Source organism: Bradyrhizobium sp. USDA 4516, from assembly GCF_054055915.1.
In genome coordinates, this window is record NZ_JBSRXT010000001.1 from 299869 (window position 1) to 317880 (window position 18012).

The 18012-nt window shown below is 66.0% G+C and carries 15 protein-coding genes; 6 read left to right on the plus strand and 9 right to left on the minus strand.

Features of this window, described 5'->3' with window-relative positions:
- The first annotated feature begins 97 nt into the window (after positions 1-97).
- Both ACVI1L_RS01430 and ACVI1L_RS01435 read left to right on the plus strand, forming a co-directional pair.
- A complete protein-coding gene (locus tag ACVI1L_RS01430) occupies positions 98-739 on the plus strand; it encodes a TetR/AcrR family transcriptional regulator (protein WP_229193519.1) in 642 nt (213 codons plus the stop codon).
- Positions 740-1006: 267 nt separating this feature from the next.
- Entirely contained in the window at positions 1007-1849 is an 843-nt protein-coding gene (locus ACVI1L_RS01435) for a GNAT family N-acetyltransferase (protein WP_229193520.1), read from the plus strand.
- Positions 1850-2031: 182 nt separating this feature from the next.
- On the opposite strand, the gene ACVI1L_RS01440 is transcribed toward ACVI1L_RS01435, so the two are convergent.
- The gene (locus tag ACVI1L_RS01440) at positions 2032-4704 is read right to left on the minus strand and encodes a flavin-containing monooxygenase (protein ID WP_456782098.1); all 2673 of its coding nucleotides are present in this window, start codon (positions 4702-4704) and stop codon (positions 2032-2034) included.
- A gap of 411 nt (positions 4705-5115) precedes the next feature.
- A complete protein-coding gene (locus ACVI1L_RS01445; RefSeq protein WP_057014974.1) occupies positions 5116-5820 on the minus strand; it encodes an SDR family oxidoreductase in 705 nt (234 codons plus the stop codon).
- Positions 5821-5960: 140 nt separating this feature from the next.
- On the opposite strand from ACVI1L_RS01445, the gene ACVI1L_RS01450 reads away from it, so the two are divergent.
- Positions 5961-6779, plus strand: coding sequence for a substrate-binding domain-containing protein (locus ACVI1L_RS01450; RefSeq protein WP_456782099.1), 819 nt, complete (start codon positions 5961-5963; stop codon positions 6777-6779).
- Here the strand turns inward: ACVI1L_RS01450 and ACVI1L_RS01455 are convergent.
- The 5 genes from ACVI1L_RS01455 to ACVI1L_RS01475 form a co-directional block, all read right to left on the minus strand.
- Entirely contained in the window at positions 6753-7451 is a 699-nt protein-coding gene (locus ACVI1L_RS01455) for an ABC transporter permease (protein ID WP_016845814.1), read from the minus strand. The two genes, ACVI1L_RS01450 and ACVI1L_RS01455, sit on opposite strands and share 27 nt — an antisense overlap.
- A gap of 59 nt (positions 7452-7510) precedes the next feature.
- Complete coding sequence (locus ACVI1L_RS01460; RefSeq protein ID WP_050425581.1) at positions 7511-7894, minus strand: response regulator; 384 nt, start codon at positions 7892-7894, stop codon at positions 7511-7513.
- A 113-nt stretch (positions 7895-8007) separates the two neighbouring features.
- The gene (locus ACVI1L_RS01465; protein ID WP_456782100.1) at positions 8008-9243 is read right to left on the minus strand and encodes an extensin-like domain-containing protein; all 1236 of its coding nucleotides are present in this window, start codon (positions 9241-9243) and stop codon (positions 8008-8010) included.
- Positions 9244-9367: 124 nt separating this feature from the next.
- Positions 9368-11350 (minus strand): autotransporter outer membrane beta-barrel domain-containing protein, encoded by a 1983-nt coding sequence (locus ACVI1L_RS01470; protein WP_456782101.1) that lies wholly within the window; start codon positions 11348-11350, stop codon positions 9368-9370.
- 5 nt (positions 11351-11355) lie between these two features.
- Positions 11356-12990 (minus strand): beta strand repeat-containing protein, encoded by a 1635-nt coding sequence (locus tag ACVI1L_RS01475; RefSeq protein WP_456782102.1) that lies wholly within the window; start codon positions 12988-12990, stop codon positions 11356-11358.
- A gap of 740 nt (positions 12991-13730) precedes the next feature.
- Between ACVI1L_RS01475 and ACVI1L_RS01480 the strand changes: the two genes are divergently transcribed.
- From ACVI1L_RS01480 to ACVI1L_RS01490, 3 genes are all read left to right on the plus strand, one after another.
- The gene (locus tag ACVI1L_RS01480) at positions 13731-14345 is read left to right on the plus strand and encodes a septation protein IspZ (protein WP_253589615.1); all 615 of its coding nucleotides are present in this window, start codon (positions 13731-13733) and stop codon (positions 14343-14345) included.
- Between the two features lie 144 nt (positions 14346-14489).
- Positions 14490-14813: a hypothetical protein gene (locus ACVI1L_RS01485; protein ID WP_057015101.1), complete on the plus strand. Its 324-nt coding sequence runs from the start codon at positions 14490-14492 to the stop codon at positions 14811-14813.
- A gap of 160 nt (positions 14814-14973) precedes the next feature.
- A complete protein-coding gene (locus ACVI1L_RS01490) occupies positions 14974-16500 on the plus strand; it encodes a FecR domain-containing protein (RefSeq protein WP_456782103.1) in 1527 nt (508 codons plus the stop codon).
- A 91-nt stretch (positions 16501-16591) separates the two neighbouring features.
- Here ACVI1L_RS01490 and ACVI1L_RS01495 read toward each other — a convergent pair whose 3' ends face one another.
- On the minus strand, positions 16592-17419 hold the full coding sequence (locus tag ACVI1L_RS01495; RefSeq protein ID WP_076824088.1) for a class I SAM-dependent methyltransferase: 828 nt from the start codon (positions 17417-17419) through the stop codon (positions 16592-16594).
- Between the two features lie 119 nt (positions 17420-17538).
- On the minus strand, positions 17539-17946 hold the full coding sequence (locus ACVI1L_RS01500; RefSeq protein ID WP_141341958.1) for a hypothetical protein: 408 nt from the start codon (positions 17944-17946) through the stop codon (positions 17539-17541).
- Between the last annotated feature and the right edge of the window lie 66 nt (positions 17947-18012).

Genomic DNA, 18012 nt, shown 5'->3' on the forward strand with positions numbered 1-18012 from the left:
CGGTTCGGTCAATCTATATTCCCGTCCGCTAGATTATAAAGCTTCGATTCTTCCCTTTCCTACTCTGGGTTGAGTTCTTTCCCGAGAAGCTAATTCAATGGTTGCAGCGCCCCGAACCTCCCTCCAGTCCGTCGGCGAGGAGGAATCGTCGAAACGCCGCCAGATCCTGGACGGCGCCCGCAAGGTATTCCTGGAGCTCGGCTTTGACGGCGCGAGCATGGGCGAGATCGCGCGCGCTGCCGGCGTCTCCAAGGGCACGCTCTACGTCTATTTCCCCGACAAGGCCGGGCTGTTCGCGTCAATCGTCGAGGAGGAAAAGCTCGAGCAGGGCAAGGTCGCCTTCAATTTCGATCCGGCGCGCGACGTCGACACCACCCTCCCCGAATTCGGCCGCGCCTATGTCGCGGTGTTGTGCCGGCCCGGCGGCGGCTCGGCGATCCGCACCGTGATGGCGATCGCCGAGCGGATGCCCGAGCTCGGCAGCCGGTTCTACACCCACGTCATCGCCCACACCGTCGACCGCTTTGCCGCCTATCTCGAGGCACGCGCCGCGCTCGGCGAGCTCGTGATCGACGACTACCAGCTCGCGGCCTGGCAATTCATGCAGATGTGCCAGGCGACGCTGTTCCAGGCGTTCATCTTCCAGGCCAGGCCGTCGCCCTCGCCGGAGCGGATCGCAACCGTCGTCGACAGCGCGACGCGCGTGTTCTTCGCGGCGTACCGGCCGAAGGCCGGGTGAGATCGACGTCTCATCGCGGACCAACGCGCTCTTCATCCCGTCATGCTGAGGTGCTCGCGTAGCGAGCCTCGAAGCATGCGCGGCCCGGCTGGTGGCCGTCGTGCTTGGAGACGGCCAAGAGTTTATCATCCGGCCGCGCTTTGCGCGGACTCGTTGGCAGCCTCATCAACATGACGGACCTACGTTCTTTAGATCGTCACGGGGGGTATTGTTCTCCAGCCGTCGATGTGCACGATCAATAACTCCAGCACGACGAGGCGATCGACCATGAACGACCTCACCATCCGACAGATGCAGCCGGACGAGATCGCGCTCGCGGTGGACTGGGCCGCGGCGGAGGGATGGAATCCTGGTCTCGCAGATGCGCCCTGCTTTGCCGCCGATGACCCGCAGGGCTTCTTCATCGGCGAGCTCGATGGCGAGCCGGCCGCGGTGATCTCCTGCGTCAATTACGGCGCGCAATTTGCCTTCCTCGGCTTCTACATCGTGCGTCCGGATCTGCGCGGCCGCGGCCATGGCCTGAAGATCTGGAATGCGGCCATCGCGCATGCGCGCCCGCGCGTGATCGGGCTCGATGGCGTGGTGGCGCAGCAGGCGAACTACCAGAAGTCCGGCTTCGCGCTCGCTTACGCCAATGTGCGCTACGGCGGCACTGTCGCCGCACCATCCGCGCCGAGCGACGGCACCGTCGCGCTGACCGATCTGCCGATGGCGCTGATCGAGGCCGATGACGCCACTGTGTTTCCCGCACCGCGGCCGGCATTCCTGCGCGCCTGGATCAACACGTCAGGACATGTCGGGCGCGCGCTGATGCGCGACGGCAGGCTGGCCGGCTGGGGCGTGATCCGCCCGTGCCGGACCGGCCGCAAGATCGGTCCGCTGGTTGCCGATGACCGTGCCGGCGCCGAGGCCGTTGTCGCGGCATTGCTCGCGAGCGCGGGCAGCGGCGAGGTCTTCCTCGATGTCCCCGCGGTCAACCGCGACGCCGTCGCGCTGGCGCAAGGCCTCGGGCTGTCGCCGGTGTTCGAGACCGCGCGGATGTATACCGGCGCGATCCCGCCACTCCGGATCGATCGCGTGTTCGGCGTCACGACGTTCGAGCTCGGTTAGAGCGAGAGATTTCGGAATATTAGAAATATATCCGTGAGTTGCCCGACGTGTCAAGTGGCTAGGTCGAACGCCTGCCACCGCCGGCTCCTTTGCATGGGGTTGTTTTCGATATTTTCGCAACGCGCCTCCCCCGCAAGTGCCCGCAAGCGGGAGAGGGAGCGCGGCTGCAATTCAAACCCGAGCTAGTTCGCCGCCGCGTTGACCTCCGGCGTAGCGACGTTGTCCTGCTCGACCTCCTCGGGCAGGCCGGCGAAGCGCCGCAGCGCCTTCGCCATCTTCACGCGGCCGGCAACGCCGGTGATGATGACGTCGACCATCACGAACGACGAGTGGAAGTGGCCCTGCGCCTTGAGCTGCTCGACCTTGACGCCGGCCTTGGCGAGCGCGTCGCCATAGGCGATGCCCTCGTCGCGCAACGGATCGAACTCGCTGGTCGCGATGAACGTCGGCGGCAGGCCTTCGAGCTTGCCGCGCAGCGGCGCGACGCGCGGGTCGGTGCGGTCGGCCGGCGAGCAGTACAGGTCCCAGAACCAGTACATCAGCCCGCGGGTCAGGAAATAGCCGGTCGCGTTGTCGACATAGGACGGCCGGTCGAATGTGGAATCGGTGACCGGACAGATCAGGAGCTGGCCCGCGATCTCGGGCCCGCCGCGATCGCGCGCCAGTTGGCAGGTGACGGCCGCGATGTTGCCGCCAGCGCTCCAGCCCGCGACCAGCAGCGGCCCTGCCCTGCCGCCGAGCTCGGCGCTATGGGCCGCGATCCAGCGCGTCGCCGCAAAACCGTCCTCGGCCGCGGCCGGGAAGCGATGCTCGGGCGCATGGCGATAGCCGACACTGACGATGATCATGCCGGTGCGCCGGCACAGGTCGCGGCAGAACGGATCGTCCGACATCTCGTCGCCGAGCACCCAGCCGCCGCCGTGGAAATACACCACGATCGGATGCGGCCCCGGCGTCGCCGGCCGGTACAGCTTGTACGGCAGCGGAGCGTCCGCGCCCTGCAGCATGCCGCTGCCGACCTCGCCGACCGGGCGGCCAAAGGGACGCCCCTTGTTGAATTCGGTGAGGAAGTCGCGCGCGCCCTGCGCCCCCATCGTCTCGAGCGGCGGCAGGTTCATTTCGCCGAGCAGGTTCAGCACCAGCCGCACATCCGGCTGCAGGCGCACGATCTCGCCGTCATTGCACTGCTCGGCAACGCCGGGACCCGAGAGCTTGAAGCCGAGCATGCCGCGGCCGACCACCTCGTTGCAGATGCTGCGATACGGACCGACGCCGCCCGTATAAGGCATCACGCCTTGCGGCTTGCCGGGCACGTTGGCGCCCGTGTACCAGGTGTTGGCGAGCCGGTGCAGCGTCAGCGTCGCGCAATCGGCCATGTGCCGTTCCCAGCCGGCCTGCGCGGTCTCGGTCGCTTCCATCGTGGTGAAGCCGGCGTCGCGCAGCGCGGCGATCCGCTCCACCACCCAATCGACGTGCTGCTCGATCGAGACAGCCATGTTCGACAGCACCGACGGGCTGCCGGGACCGGTGATCATGAACAGATTGGGAAAGCCCGCGACGGTGACGCCGAGATAGGTCTGCGGTCCGTGCGCCCAGACATCCGACAGCGACTTGCCGCCGCGGCCGGAGATCGGATGCACCGCCATGATCGCCCCGGTCATCGCGTCGAAGCCGGTGGCGAACACGATGACGTCGACGTCGAACTTGCGTCCGTTGGTGAAGATGCCGCTGGTGGTGATCCCCTTGATCGGCTCCTGACGCAGATTCACCAGCGTCACGTTGGGACGGTTGTAGGTCGCATAGTAGTTGGTATCGAGGCAGGGACGCTTGGCGCCGAACGGATGATCATGCGGGGCCAGCGCCGCCGCCGTCTCCGGATCCTTGACCACAGCGCCGATCTTTTCGCGGATCAGGTCGGCGACCAGTCTGTTGCCGTCGACATCGACCGCCTGGTCGGCCCAGAGCTGGGTCAGGATGTGGACGAGGTCGCCCGCCGCCCACGCCTTCTCGAACCGCTCGCGGCGCTCGGCGTCGCTCAATTGCCAGCTCACCACGGTCTGCTGCGGATAGGGCACGCCGGCCATCGACCAGCGCGCCTGGTCGCGATAGGCAGCACGGTCGCTCTCGAAATAGGTCTTGCGATCCTCGGGCGCTGGGCCGTTGCCCGCGGGCAGCGCGAAGTTCGGGGTGCGCTGGAACACGGTGAGCTGCGCGGCCTGCTCGGCGATGATCGGTATGGACTGAATGCCCGACGATCCGGTGCCGATCACGGCAACGCGCTTGCCCTTGAGATCGACGCCCTGATGCGGCCAGCGGCCGGTGAAATAGATCTCGCCCTTGAAGTCCTTGACGCCGTCGATCTCCGGGGGCTTCGGCGACGACAGGCAGCCGGTCGCCATGATGTAGTAGCGGCACGAGACGTCGGCGCCGTTGTTGGTCGAGATCTGCCAGCGCGAGGTCGCATCATTCCAGGTCGCCTGCGTGACCTTGGTGCCGAACCTGATGTCGCGACGCAGATCGTAACGGTCGGCGACGAAGCGGAGATAGCGCAGGATTTCCGGCTGGGTCGCGTATTTCTCCGACCAGGTCCAGGCCTGATCGAGCTCGGGATCGAAAGTGTAGCTGTAGTCGATGGTCTGAATGTCGCAGCGCGCGCCGGGATAACGATTCCAGTACCAGGTGCCGCCGACATCGGCGCCCTCTTCGAGCGCGATCGCCGAGAAGCCCGCCTTGCGCAACCGATGCAGCAGGTAAAGTCCGGCGAAGCCGGCGCCGACCACCGCAACGTCGACCTGCTGCGTGGTTCCGCTCTGCGTGGAGTCTGAAGCGCGTGCTGCAACTGCTGCGTCTGGCATGCCATTCCTCCGTATGTTTTGATTTGACGGAAGGCTAGCCCTGCGCCTTCAGTTTGTCATCACGACAAACGCAATCAGAGGTCGCCGCAATTGTGACGCCCGCGGCCTGGAGCGCGCCGCGCAGCGCGTAGACGCAACTGGTGACGTAAGTTGTGGCGACGCAACGGGTACGAACGGCGCCGCACACTTTGATGTCGTCCCGGCGAAGCCGGGACCCATACTCCGCGGCGGATGTTGTGGACGGGACTCGTCGTTCCATCGACGCGCAACGATGACCATCGGTGGTTATGGGTCCCGGCTTTCGCCGGGACGACACCGAATATTTGGTGCCGCTTGTGAATCACAAGCTCACTTGCTCCTCAGAGTCTGTCTATGAGTCAGGCCCTGGGGATGACGGGTTTAGCAGTTGCCTCAAATCGACCGCATCAATCCGCCGTCGACGCGGATGTTCTGGCCGGTGATGTAGCCCGCGCCGTCGGAGACGAGGAAGCTGATGGTTGCGGCGATCTCCTCCGCCTTGCCGTAGCGCTTCATCGGCACGCTGTCGCGGCGCTCGTCGGTTGCCGGGAGGCTGTCGATCCAGCCTGGCAGCACGTTGTTCATGCGCACATTGCTGGCGGCGTAGCTGTCGGTGAACAGTTTGGTGAACGCGGCGAGCCCGGCGCGGAACACCGCCGAGGTCGGAAACATCGCGCTCGGCTCGAACGCCCAGGCGGTGGAGATGTTGACGATCGCGCCCGACTTCTGCGCCTGCATGTGAGGCGCGACGAGACGCGTCGGGCGGATCACGTTCATCAGGTAGACGTCGAGACCGGTGTGCCACTGCTCGTCGGTCAGTTCGAGCACACCCGCGCGCGGGCCGTGGCCGGCGCTGTTGACCAGCGCATCGATGCGGCCCCAACGCTCCACCACGCCGTCGACGGCGCGTTTCAGATCATCGTTGGAACGGTTCGAGCCGGTGAAGCCGAGGCCGCCGAGCTCCTTTGCCAGCGCCTCGCCCTTGCCCGACGACGACAGGATCGCAACGCGGAAACCATCGGCCGCGAGGCGCCGCGCCGCCGCCGCTCCCATGCCGCTGCCGCCCGCGGTAACGAGCGCGACCTTCTCCAAAGCCATGACCTGATATCCCTTCTTATTGCTTCGTTCGAGGCGACCCTACCACCGCCGACCGCAGCGCGCGACATCGCGCCTGCTTTGCGTCACCGGACGAAATGCGGCATGGTGACCGACATCGTTCTCCGCTACGCAGTATTCACATGACATCCCTCCTTCGACACCTTGTCATCGCCGCCGTGATGCTGTTCGCCGGTCCCGCGCTCGCGCAGACCCGGTCCATCACCGTCGCCTCGACGACATCGACCGAACAGTCCGGCCTGTTCGGCTATCTGCTGCCGCGGTTCTCGGAGACCTCGGGCATTGCCGTGAAGGTGGTCGCGGTCGGCACCGGACAGGCGCTCGACATCGGACGGCGCGGCGATGCCGATGTCGTGTTCGTGCATGATCGCGTGGCCGAAGAGAAATTCCTGGCCGAGGGCTTTGCGACCAAACGATATGACGTGATGTACAACGATTTCGTCATCGTCGGCCCGAAGGCCGATCCGGCGCATATCGCCGGCGACAAGGATGTCGCGGATGCCCTGCGCAAGATCGCTGCGACCAGTTCGGCCTTCATCTCGCGCGGCGACCACTCCGGCACGCACGAGGCCGAGCTGCGGCTCTGGAAGGCGGCTGGCGTCGATCTCGGCTCAGCGAAGGGCCAGTGGTATCGCGAGATCGGCCAGGGCATGGGTCCGGCGCTCAACATGGCATCCGCGTCGAATGCCTATGTGCTGTCCGACCGCGGCACCTGGCTGTCGTTCAAGAACCGCGGCGAGCTCGCCGTGCTGACCGAAGGCGACCGGCGGCTGTTCAACCAGTACGGCGTGATGCTGGTCAATCCGGCGAAACATCCGACGGTGAAGGCCGCGGACGGCGAGGCCTTCATCGACTGGCTGGTCTCGCAGGCCGGGCAGTCGGCCATCGCCGGCTACAAGGCCGGTGGCGAGCAGCTATTTTTCCCCAACGCCGCGCACTAGCAGAAACGCGATCGTGCTGACGCTGACGCTCAGCGCAAGCAGGATGACGCCGAGCCCGAGACCGAGCGCCAGCTCGCCCTTGCTGGTCTCGAGCGCAATCGCGGTCGTCATCGTTCGCGTATAGCCGCTGATATTGCCGCCCACGATGATGATGGCGCCGACCTCCGCGATGGCGCGGCCGAACGCGGCGAGGAACGCGGTGAGCAGCGAGGCGCGGCCGAGCGAGAACACCAGCGCAAGGCTGCGCAGGCGGGACAGGCCGTCGGTGCGGATCAAATCGGCATATTCCGCCCACAGCAGCGCGACCGGACGATGCACCAGCGCGACCACGATCGGCGTCGCCAGGATGACCTGCGCCACCACCATCGCCGTCGGCGTGAACAGCAGCCCGGCGAAGCCCAGCGGTCCGGATCGCGACAGCAGCAGATAAAGCCCGAGGCCGACCACGACCGGCGGCAGGCCGAGACAGGCATTGGCGAGCACGATCACCACCTGCCGTCCGCGAAACCTCGATATCGCAAGCCAGCCGCCGATCGGCGCGCCGATCAGAAGCGCGAGCAGGCTCGCCAGCAGGCTGACGCGCAACGACAATGCGACGATCCCAAGCAGGACCGGATCGCGACCGGCTATCAGCGATGCCGCCGCCGTGATCGACTGTGCGAAATCATTCATGCCGGCACGTTTTGCCCGCACAACGTGCGCATCGTCAAATCGCAGGAACGATCAGTCGCTCAGGCCGGCGCGCCGTTCTTGAGCAGCTTGGCCACGGCCGCGACCAGTTCGTCGGGCGAGAACGGCTTGTTCAGCAGCACGCTGTCCGGCACGCCCCGGGTCGGCCACTCGTCGCCGCCGCCGCCGGTGATGTAGAGCACCGGGAATGACGGGTCGATCTCGCGGGCGCCGCGCGCCACGCGCCAGCCGTCTAGCCGTCCGAGCAGGCGGATGTCGGTGACCAGTGCTGAGTATTTGGTGCGGAACGCCTTCAGCAGCGTCAACGCTTCCTCGCCCGAGCCCGCGATCGCCGGCTCATAGCCGCCGTCCCTCAGGGCGTCCTCTACCATCATCTGAAGATCACGATCGTCTTCGATGACGAGAATGATCGGCGCGTCTTGCAAAGCTATCCCCCAGAAATCAGCCGGGTGCGCCCGGCTCCGAAGCATATGCAGCATAAAAGTGGCTACCGTTTGCACGGTGTCACCCAGTAAAAATACGGGTATCAGACGCGTCCCTATTCGTCGGCGAATTCGTCTTCTTCGTTGACCCCCGCCTTACCCCGCGGGGCCGGCTTTCTGCCGCCGAGCGATCCTGTGACATAAGGTTCGCGCGTTGCATAGGGGTTACGGCCGCCGGCACGCGCCGCGACCTCCTCGCCCGAGACGGCGGCGGGCTGGCAGATCAGACGCCGGCTGGCCCGGCGCATCAGATCCACATGGATGTGGTCGTAGTGATAGACGTTGGACCCCGGCGCCAGCACCGTGGTGAATTGCTGGCAGGCGGCGGCCTGGACATCGCGCAGAAAGCCCTGCTCCTCCGGCAGGCCTTTCCAGCCATCCTTCACGGTGATGCGGCGACCGTCAGCCAGCGTGAAGGCTGCGATGTCGAGCGCATTGCCGAAGGCGTGCTCGGAAATATGCGCGTGCGAATTGCCGTTCATGCCGCGGCAGGAATAGGCCGAGATCTGCTTGATCTCGACGACACGCGCGCCGAACCAGCGCTGCGCCGCCGGCTGTACGGAATCGGCGAGCCAGCGCTCGAGCACCGAGACGATCGGGCACGCCAGCGTTGCCGCCGGCTTCACTGCGACCGGGCCGACCGTCACCACCGGATTGCCGCTCGAGGGACCGAGCCGCGGCGGCGGTGGCGCGCCGGGCGGCTGCTGGGAATACGGTGCCGGTGAATAGGGCGCGGCCGCGCTGTCGCGCTGCGGATTGGATGGCAGGCCGGGATAATAAGGTCGCTCGCCCCTGGCGTCGGGCGAGCCTTCCGGCGGCAAATCGATCTCGTCCTGCTGCGGCGGAACACCGGGCGCCGACAGCGAGACCGGCCCATTCTGACGGCTGCCATAGCCCGGCTCGTTGCCATAGCTCGGCTGGCCGACGGCCTGATTGGAATACGGCGCCTGCGCGGGCGGCGGAGGCAGCTGGCGGTTGATCGGCCAGCGCGGCTGGTTGCCGACTGATGCCGGCGGGCGCAGGCTGTCGTCGGCAAATCCGTAAGCCGAACTGGCTTCACCGAGCGCGGCGACCTTGAGCGGGAACTCGGCGCCGCAGACGCCGGGACCGGAGATCGGATCGATGCGGACGAGGTCGGCGCTCTCCTTGACCGCGCCCGACTTCAGGCATGCGGCCTCGGCCTCGGCCCGCCACGGTTCGCGCTCGGCGGTCTGAAACAGACCGCGACCGCAACCAGCAAGCGACACAAGGACAAGGGAGCCGACGAGATACAAACGAACTCCACGCGTCATGGCGCGGAGGTTCTGCGAATTTGATTAAAGACTCTTCAACGCATTTCGATGCGTTGTTTTCAGCTGTCCTTAACCATGCAGCGGAACCCGGCAGGGCAACACGCGCCCTGCCGAGATGATGTCATCACCACGTGTAGCGAACGACACCCTTGCCGCCATAGGACGACGTGACGTCGGAGAACTCGCCTTCGAAGGTAAGCGCCGCCGACCAGCCGCTGGTCCAGTTCATCGCCGCGCTCGCGGTGGTGAGCACCGCGTCGCTCGCAGGCGCCGCACCGTTGACCACGAAGGACGCGCCCGGCAGCGTCTGGAATGTCGCGGCAACGCTGCGATCGGTGTTGTAGTCGTGCGCCCAGGCGAGCCGGCCGCGCAGGCTGAGAATGCCATCCTGCAACGCGATCGAGCGATCGCTGCGGACGCCGAGTTCGCTGCGCGTGGCGGTGACGGTCTTGGCACCATAGGCCGTCGCGAACGCGCTCGATCCCGACAGCACCTGCTCGGCATAGGACGGCAGATCGTAGGTCGTGAACTGTCCGGCGGCATAGGGCGTCAGCGCCAGCGACCACGGCGTGATGAAGCGATAGCCGCCTTCGATCCGGCCCGACAGCGCATTGGCGTTGAACTGCGCGCGCAGCCGGTCGATGCCGGCGATCGTCACCGTGCGATCAGTGGTGACGTCCTGCCAGCCATAGGCCAGCGCGCCCAGCAGATAGGCCGGCCCGAATCCATGACGGATGAAGGCGCCGGCCTGGAACAGATCGGAGCGTCCACCGCCGAGTGCATTGGCCACGGTGAAATTGGTGCCGCCGCCGGCGAGCGCAAAGCCCGCGATCGTGTCGGGCGAGATCCGATAGTCGGCGCCGACAGCGACACCGAAAATGCGGCTCGTCGTCGAATTCGATCCGACGGCGGTGGCGCCATCAGTGCTCTGCCCGCCGCCGAAGCCCGCCGCCCAGACGCTCCAGCGCTGCTCGAACGTCTGTTGCAGCGGCGGTGCCTTGCGATAGATCGCGGCATAGGCGTCGCGCGCGCCATTCGCTCGCGACATGCCGGTCGACGCGTAGCTCATGGTGTCATCAGCGAATTGCGACGCGCCGCTATTTGCAGGCACGCCGCCGCGCCCTTCGGTGAAAGGATCCGTCATGACGCCGAGGAACATGTTCATGGCGTCGAACGTGGTCTGCTGCGAGTCGGCGCCGAGTTCGCTCGACGCCTGCGTCAGCCCCGCCGGCGTCAGCGCGCCGAACGCGGCGGAAATGCTGCCCGTGCTGTTGAAGGCGCTGCTGATCGCATGGCCGACCGCGGCCTGATTGCCGTTGAGCTTCGAGGCTGCGGCAAAATTCAGCGCCAAATTGAGATAGACGCTGTTGGCGTCATAGCTCAGGCTGGAGATGAAGTTCGATGGCAAATTGCTGCTGACCGGCCCGGCAAAGCTGCCGCTGACACCGCCGGACGCGTTGAGGATGGTGTACAGCTTCTGGAACGTGGTGCCGGTGAAGGACGCGTTGACCATGGCGCCGCCGAGCGTCGCCGCACCAGTCACGTTGGTGCGATCGGACGCTGCGGCCGTCACTTCGACCAGATAGGTCGATGCGGCGGTGAAGGTCAGGCTGTTCTGCACCGTGAGCGTGCCGATCGAATTGCCCGGCGACAGCGTGCCGCCATTGACCAGGACATTGCCGACGCTGCCATTGCCGCCGAGCGTGCCGCCGGCATTGATGGTCACGGCATTGCCAAGCGAGCCATTGACCAACAGCGTCGCGCCGGAGCCGATGGTGGCGCCGGCCTGGTAGCTCTGCGCGTCGGTCACGGTCCAGACGCCGCCCTGCACGTTGAGCACCTCGAAATTGATCACATTCGAGAGCGTGCCCGAGCCTGGCCCGAACAGATTGAGCGTGTCGGTGCCGACTCCGCCATCGATCCGGCCGGTGATGGTCGAGCCACCATAGAGATTGAGCCCGTCGTCGCCGCCTTCCATACTGATCGCGCGGCCGGTATTGCCGATGATGGTGCCGTAGTTGGAGAGCACGTCGGCGCCCTCGCCGGCCTGGATCGCTGCGCCGTCGCCGCGGATGAAGCGGGTCGAGCCGGTACCGGTATAGGTCACGCCGTTCAGCGTACCGACCGAGCCGGTATCGGGCGTGCCGTTCTGCAGCAGCGTGACGCCGTTGGGATCGGGAATCGTGCCGTTGCCGATGATAGTGCCGTAGTTGACGATCCTGTCGTTGTCGACGGCGGCATTGCCGGTCTTGTTCTCGGAGCGGATCGCATAGCTGTATTGCCGACGATGGTGGCGCCGGCATAGTTGATCAAGTCGAGCGCCGCCGATCCGCTGCGCGAATGGTCCGGATTTGAATCGTTGTTGACGACGATGCCCGCCGCGGCACCGCTGATGGTGCCGTAGTTGCGGATGGTGCCGCCGCCGATCGCAAGGCCTTCGCTGTTGTTGAAGCGGCCGCCGTCATCGGCGCCGGTTGCGCCGGTGCCCTGGACGATGCCGTAATTGGTCAGCGTCAGGACATTGTCGATATCGATGCCGTCGCCATCGCTGCGCGTCGAGACGCCATCGATCGCCCCGGTGATGGTGCCGTAGTTGGTGACGATGGCGTTGCCGCCGCCGACGCCCGCACCGTTGCGGCCGATGATGGTTGCGCCGGCAAAATTGTTGACCGTGATGGTGCCGGCATCGCCGGCGGTGCCGTTCTTGGCACCCGAGATCAGGCCGCCGGCATAGTTGTTGACGGTGCCGTTGTGGCCGCCCTGAAGATCGATCGCATCGGCGCTGGGCCGGCCGGTTGCGGGATCGATCGTGCCATTGGCGATGATCTGGCCGTAATTGTCGATCGTGAAGTTTTCGCCGGGACGGATCGCGTCCGCATTGGCCGCAGTGATCAGGCCGGTCGCGCGGTTTGTGATGTGAACGCTCGCGGCGGTCGAGATGAGATTGTCGAAGTCGATCGCCTGCCCGGTCGCCGATTTGATGGTGCCGGCATTGTCGACCGAGAACCTGGCCGCGGTCGTGCTGTTGCTGCCCGACGCGCCGTTGATCTGGATGGCGTCGTCCGCCGACTGGATCGTCGCGCCCGCATTGTTGACGACCGACAGCGAGATCACGTTGTTGAGATTGGTGGTGGCGCGGATCGCGCGAGACCCTGCCGTATTGGTCGCGTCGATCATGCCGGAATTGGTGATCGTGGTGGTTCCGCCGCCGATCCGCATCACGTCGCTGCCTGATGACTTGATGATGCCGCCGCTCTGGTTGGTGATCGAGAACACGGTGGTGTTCGACGTCGCGTTGACGAAGTCGAAGACGCGGCCGTTGCCCGTCGACTGGATGGTGCCCGCATTGTCGACGGTGACCGACCCGCCGCTCAGGCCGCCATTGATCCGGAATGCATCATTGGACGCGGTGAAGAGCGCGCCGGAATTGTTGATCAGCGTGAGATTGCCGCTGATGGCGCTGCTCGAGGTGTCGATGCCGCGCGAGGTCGCCGAGATGGTGCCGTTGTTGGTGATGACGACGCCGGGCGACGACAGGCCGGTGATCCAGGTGATCGCGGTGCCCGTCACCGACAGGCTGCTGCCGGCGGCGACCGAGCCGGTATCATTGTTGGAGACGGTCTGCGCCGTCGTGCTGTTGGGAGGAGTGCTGAAGCTTGCGGCCAGTGCCGGACAGGAGAACCCCAACGAAGTCGCAGAAATAGCCAGCGCAAGCCGGCTTGCGCGGCTCAGAAACTCAGATTTCACGTAACGCCCCCAAGTACTTATTACCGGGGTAGAGCCCCGGTCATTGCGGGCGGCAATCTGGGTATGGTTTGTGACAGGCGCACAACAAATGACGATGCTGCCTTGCGGCGCAACGACACAGGGGCGAGAGCAACCGACGGACATCCAAGCGGGTACTGCTATCGGCGCCTGGAACCGGCGGCGCCGCCGAATATATTTGCGACGCGTCAACGCCTTGATTCGGCGGCTATTTGAGCCGCGCATCGCAATGCGGCATTGCCGCGAATAGCGAGCCTGACAACAAGACTGCCTTTTTCGGCCTGGAACCCCTTGCTAGCTTTGACGTTAATGCGGGCAGCGTTGTGTGAACCGAGGGAGTTTCCCCAATGGATTTCGCGAGTCCTCTGCTGAGCAAGCTGAGCATTGTGGCCGCGTACATCGCGTTAGCCTTCGTCGGCGCCATTATTCTCGGCGTGTTCTAGGACATTCGACAGGCATGAGTTCAGCGCCCGGCGGCCGCCCCCGCCGGCGCTTTGCTGTTTTGCGTTCACTCCGCCACAACTACAGCTCGACGATCGCGATGAGGGGCTCGAATGCGATGCGCGTGCAGCGCTGCGTCGTGCAACGGTGAGGCGAGTTTTGCGAGTCGCCTTCAGGTAATGGCTTGTATCTGCCCGGCGGTCGCTTCATGTGGGTCCCCGGACCCGCTATAAGAGCCGCATTGTCGAAAATGAATTGAACCTGCGGGCGACCGGCGACCAATGAAGCATTTCCTCACCGCGGCCAGGCTGTTGGCCCTCGATCTCGCCTCGACGCTTGTCTTTCTTGTTCTGTTCCTGCTGACGCACAACACCGCGCTTGCGGTCGGCCTCGGCATCGCGTTCGGCGTCGTGCAGATCGGCGTCCAGATGGTGCGCGGCAAACGGATCGACACCATGGAATGGCTGAGCCTGTTCCTGGTCGTCGCCGCCGGCTCCGCCACGCTGCTGACCCACGACCCGCGCTTCGTGCTGTTCAAGCCGAGCGTGATCTACGCCATCGTCGGCGTCGTGATGCTGAAGCCCGGCTGGCTCAACCGCTACCTGCCCGAGATCGCACAGAAGGTCGTGCCCGATGTCGCCGTCAAGGTCGGCTATGCCTGGGCCGCCCTGATGTTCATCTCCGCCGCGGTGAACGCCATCGTCGCGCTGACCTGCGAGATCACGACATGGGCCGTCGTGATGCCGATCTTCGGCATCGTGAGCAAGATCGTGGTGTTCCTCGGCGGCTTTGCCGCGCTCCGCCTCACCGCGAGGCGCCGCATCCGCGCCATGCCGGAGACGCAGCGCGAGGCCGTGCTCGCGCTCGAAGGGGCACCGGCGCCAGCTGCGCCGTAGCCCCCGACCGGGGTGTGGTCGACGAAACAAACGGCCCGCGCGACGAAACCATTTTGCCGTGACAACGAAGAATTGCCGAAACCAAGCCTGCCTAGTGATCGGTTCGACAACGCGCTGCTTCGGCGCGATCACAAGGGGGACATGATGGCTTTCACCGCTTCCGCGCTTCGTCACGGCAAACTGCTGGCGGCAACCGCGTTCACGCTCGGTCTGCTGACCTCGGCGTCCTATGCCTACACCGACGAGCAGCAGCAGATGTGCACCAGCGACGCCATGCGGCTGTGCAGCTCGGAAATCCCCGACGTCGATCGCGTCACCGCCTGCATGATCCGTCAGCGCGCGCTGCTCAGCGACGGCTGCAAGGCGGTGTTCCACTACGTGCCGCCGGCGGCTGCGCAACCCGCGAATTATGCGCCCGCGGCCAAGCCGGCGAAACCGCTCAATATCACTCCTCACAAGCGCGGCTAAGCAAAACCCCAACAGCGACCAGGCACCGCGCTTCCGGCAACGGAGCGCGGTGCTTGATCGTTTCGGTCCGCCATGACAACAAGGCACGACCGTTCATCCGGCATTCAGCCTGACGCGGCTCAATTGCCGTCCCCACTGCCTCCCCCGGGAATCGATGGCGATGCGCCGCAGCCTTCTCTTTGCGCTTCTGCTTGGCGCCGGCGTCACGATCGGTTGGCAATCAGCGGCCAATGCCGCGCCGGACTTGACGCGGCTCGCACAGGCGCAGCCTGCACAGGCGCCCGCCCCGGCGCCGAGTGCGACGCCGGCTACGCCCGCTCCTGCAACACCCGCGCCTGCAACGCCGGCGCCGGCCGCGAGCGCGCAGCCCGCGGCGCCCGAGCCGGTCGGCAACGTGGCAACACTGACAGGAACCGCGACCGTCACGCGCAACAACACCGCGACGCCGCTGCAGATCCGCGACGACATCTTTGCCAATGACGAGGTCGCGACATCAGCGACCTCCTCGCTCGGCATCACCTTCAACGACGGCACCACCTTCAACCTGCGCGCCAATGCCAGGATCACGATCGACAATTATGTCTATGAGGACGGCGGCCAGCAGAACAGTGCGCTGTTCAACGTCACCAAGGGAACGGCGGCCTTCGTTGCCGCCGCGGTCGCCAAGACCGGCGACATGAAGATCTCGACCCCGACCGCGACGCTCGGCATCCGCGGCACCACCGGCCTCGTCGAGGTGCCCGAAGGCGCCACCGCGACCAGCAGGAATGTCGGCATCAAGCTCTATCCCGACGCCGACGGACATGTCGGCCGCATCGAGGTCAACGACCGCAGCGGTGCCTCGCTCGGCGTGCTGACGCGCGGCGCCAGCGGCTTTGCGATTCGTCCGGGCACCGGCGGTGCCCGCTTCGCCGCGGTGCCGCTGACGATCTCGCCGCAACAGATCACGCGCGACCAGGGCTTTGTGCGCCAGGTCCATAGCGCGCAGACGCTCGGCCGCCAGGTCGTGACCGAGCAGCGCGACTTCCGCCGCGCCAATCCCGATTTCCGCAGGGCCAATCCGGCCGCGCCCTATCCGAACCGCGGCCAGCCCGTGCAGCCGAACCCGCAGCGCCAGAACGGCCTGCCGGGCCGCAACGCGCCGCAGCAGCCCGGCCAGCCGAACCGTCCCGGCCAGCAACCGGTCACGCCTGGCCGGCAAGGTTCGCAGCAGCGGCCCGGCACGCAGCAGCAAGGCGGCGCACAGCATGCGCTACCCGGCCAACCCGGCGGCGCGACGCTGCCGCACGCGCCCGGCGTCCAGACGCCAGCCGGACAACAGCCGGCGGGACAACAGCCAACGCGCCAAGCCCCCACGCAAGAGCCCGCACGCCAAGGCGGCACGACGCAACCCGGCGGACAACAATCGCCGGCACGTCAAGGCGGTCTGCAGCCCGGCCGCACCCAGGCGCCGGGCGGCGTGCGCCAGCCAGGACCACCAGCGGCCCAGCCGGGTCAACCGGGCGCGCCGCGACAAGGCACCGCGCAGCCCGTGCCGCAGGCGCCCGGCCAGATCCGACCCGGCATCCAGCAAGCCGCACCGGGCATACAACGGCCCGCGGTGCAGGCGCGGCCAGGCTTCCAGCAACGGCGCGCGCCGCCTCCGCCGCGCGGCGCGAAGCCTCCACCCAGGGACAAGCGCCAGTAACTGAGATCACAGCAATGTCGATCAAACGAGCGAATGGCGCCGGCGAGTTACGCCGGCGCCATGCACAGATCGACCAATGCCGAGCGGCAGGTCAGCCGCGCCTGGTGATCACGGCCTCCAGATATTCGCTCGGGATCACCAGCGTGCCGTCCCTGGCGATATTGAACTGGTCCATCAGGCTGAACATGTCGGCGGCGAGCAATTGCTGCTTGACCGGATCGATCGCCCCGAACGCCTTCAGCACGGGCCCGTAATAGGTGCGGAAGATCTCGAGGAAATGCTCGCGCGACCTGTAACGGAAATTGAAGTGCCTGCGCCTGGCATCGAGCGTCGCCTGCGGGCCGAACAAGGCGCCGAGATGCGCCTCGGTGCCCCACAGCGCGGGAGACTTCACGCCCGGCGCCGGCGGCACATACTTCCCGATGGTCTTGAACAGCTGGCCGATGAAACCTTCCGGCGTCCAGCTTGCGAGGCCGATCTTGCCGCCGATGCGGCAGACGCGGCGCAGTTCATTCGCCGCCTGCTGCTGGTCGGCGGTGAACATGACCCCGAAGGTCGACAGCACGACATCGAAGCTGGCATCGGCAAACGGCAGCTTCTCCGCGTCCGCTTCCTGGAACGTGATGGGCAGACGCTCCGCCGCCGCCCGCTCGCGGCCGCGCTCGAGCAACGCCGCGACGTAGTCGGTCGAGACCACGTCGGCAAAGCGCCGCGCCGCAGCCAGCGTCGCATTGCCGTTGCCGGCGGCGACGTCGAGCACCATCTGATTGCTGCGCAGGTCGACTGCCTCGCAGAGCATCTCGCCGACGATCTGGAGCGTGGTGCCGACGATCGCATAGTCGCCCGCACTCCAGGTGGCTTGCTGGCGCGCCTTGACGGCGGCAAGATCGATGGTCGGCATTTCGGTCTGAACGTTCATGTGCATCTCCTTTGAAAATGTGGTGCGGCTCGCGGCGAGGCCGCCGGCTTCGCCGAAAGTCCGCGGGTTGCGTCAAAAAACGGCGTCGAGCAGTGCAATGACTTCAAATGTGCTGCGCGCTATGTGCGGCGGTCGAGCAGGACCGGGATGGTCGATGCGGCAACTATGCTCCAGTCCGAGCGATGCCTGCAGCCGTGGCTGCTACGCTGCGTCAAGGCGGCCTGCTGCGCCGGAGCTGCACGATGCTCCAGAACGACAGGTTCCTCCGCTCGGGTGAACACGGGCGAGGACAAACCCGCGATCACCAGCCCGAGCAGCGCGCTTCGCCCGATCGGCCGTGAGCAGCGGTTCCCGGCGCCCTTCGACTGGCCGCCGGCGTCGCGCGGCATCAGGCGACTGGCCTGCCGCTCGCGATGGGCGAGCATGCCTGCGACCGATTGATTGACGATCCGGCGGATCCGCAAAAGCAGGAAGGAAAAATGCCTTCGTACCGGACTTGAAATGGATTCCATGAATGAAATCGACATAATTGTTTCCTTGATCGAAGTGTGATGGCGCTCCGGATCAGGTTTGGTCGGGATACGCCATGCGAC